Origin of the sequence: Rhodococcus yananensis (assembly GCF_020515525.1) — a bacterium.
Taxonomy (GTDB): domain Bacteria; phylum Actinomycetota; class Actinomycetes; order Mycobacteriales; family Mycobacteriaceae; genus Rhodococcus; species Rhodococcus yananensis.
In genome coordinates, this window is sequence record NZ_JAIYEP010000014.1 from 1 (window position 1) to 1,746 (window position 1,746).

Annotated in this window: 2 protein-coding genes; one reads left to right on the top strand and one right to left on the bottom strand. The window is 67.5% G+C overall.

Annotation, left to right across the window (positions count from 1 at the left end; genetic code table 11):
* Positions 1 to 1,009, top strand: a 1,009-nt coding sequence (locus LDQ05_RS05715) for a sugar porter family MFS transporter (protein ID WP_226435927.1), incomplete at its 5' end; no start/stop codon positions are given.
* A gap of 19 nt (positions 1,010 to 1,028) precedes the next feature.
* Here the strand turns inward: LDQ05_RS05715 and LDQ05_RS05720 are convergent.
* Positions 1,029 to 1,746 (bottom strand): transketolase C-terminal domain-containing protein (locus LDQ05_RS05720; RefSeq protein WP_308013165.1); only part of this gene is annotated, 718 nt, incomplete at its 5' end.

Below are 1,746 nucleotides of genomic sequence, written 5' to 3' on the forward strand. Positions count from 1 at the left end.
CGTACCCGCACGCTACCGGGGAAGCCTCGCGTCCCTGCAGCAACTGGCCATCACCCTCGGCATCTTCACCGCGCTGCTGTCCGACGCGATCCTGCAGAACGCAGCCGGCGGCGCATCCAACGAACTGTGGTGGAATCTCGAGGCGTGGCGATGGATGTTCCTGGTCGGCGTGATACCCGCGATCGTCTACGGGGTACTGGCGTTGCTGATCCCGGAGTCACCGCGCTTCCTCGTCGGTCAGGACCTGGACGAGGAAGCGGCGGCGGTACTGGCCGACGTCACCGGCGAGCTCGATCCGCGCGAACGCGTCCGTGAGATCCGGTTGACGCTCCGCACCGAGTCCCGTCGCTCGTTCGCCGACATCCGTGGCCCGAAGTTCGGTCTGCAACCGCTGGTGTGGGTCGGCATCACGATGGCGGTCTTCCAGCAGTTCGTCGGTATCAACGCGATCTTCTACTACTCGACGACGCTGTGGAAGTCGGTGGGATTCACCGAGAACCAGTCGTTCACCACATCGGTGATCACCGCGGTCATCAACGTCGCGATGACGTTCGTGGCCATCCTGTTCGTCGACCGGGTCGGGCGCAGACCGCTGCTGATGGGCGGATCGATCGGGATGTTCGTCAGCCTGCTGCTGGCGGCGGTCGCGTTCTCACAGGCTGTCGGCAGCGGCGACGACGTCCAACTGCCCGAACCCTGGGGTGCGCTGGCGCTCGTGGGCGCCAACCTGTTCGTGATCTTCTTCGCCGCCACGTGGGGGCCGATCATGTGGGTCATGCTCGGCGAAATGTTCCCGAACCGGATGCGCGCGCTCGCCCTCGGCCTCAGCACCGCGGCGAACTGGCTCGCGAACTTCACCGTCACGCTGGCCTTCCCGCCGCTGACCGAGACGGTGGGGCTGTGGTTCCTCTACGGCCTGTTCGCCCTGTTCGCGTTGTTGTCGTTCTTCTTCGTCAAATCCCGCATTCCCGAGACCAAGGGCATGGAACTCGAGGACATGCAGGCGTGAGACCGACGGCCCGGCCGACTCAACCGATCCCGCGGGTGCGGGGCGCGATCGTGCCGGCGTCGGGGCCGTCGAGACCGACGACCCAGCCCGTCACCTGACGGGCGACGTCCTGCGCGGTCAGTCCGAGTTCCCGATGGATCTCGGATCGCGACGCGTGGTCGAGGAACTGCTGCGGCACACCGATGTCACGGGTCGGGACGTCGATGTCGTCGGCGCGCAGGGCCGCCGACACGGCCGAGCCGATTCCGCCGTGCACACCGGAGTCCTCGAGCGTGACGACCAACCGGAATCCGGTGGCCAACTCGATCAGTTCGTCCGCGACGGGCAGCACCCACCGCGGGTCCACCACGGCGGCAGCGATCCCCTGGCGTTCGAGCCGCTGCGCGGCATCGAGCGCCGTGGACGCGAACGCACCGACCGAGACGATCAGGACGTCACCTACGCGCCGATCCGGCATCCGCAGCACATCGACCGAGTCCCCGAGACGTTCGATTGCCGGGATATCTTCCCCGACCGCACCTTTCGGGAATCGGACGACGGTCGGGCCGTCGGACACCGCGAGCGCCTCGGCGAGTTCCTCCCGGAGGGTCGCTCCGTCGCGCGGAGCAGCCACCCGGATTCCCGGCACGACGCCGAGCAGGGAGAAATCCCACATCCCGTTGTGGCTGGCACCGTCGGAGCCGGTGACACCCGCGCGATCGAGCACGACGGTGACCGGCTGCCTCAGCAGCGCCACA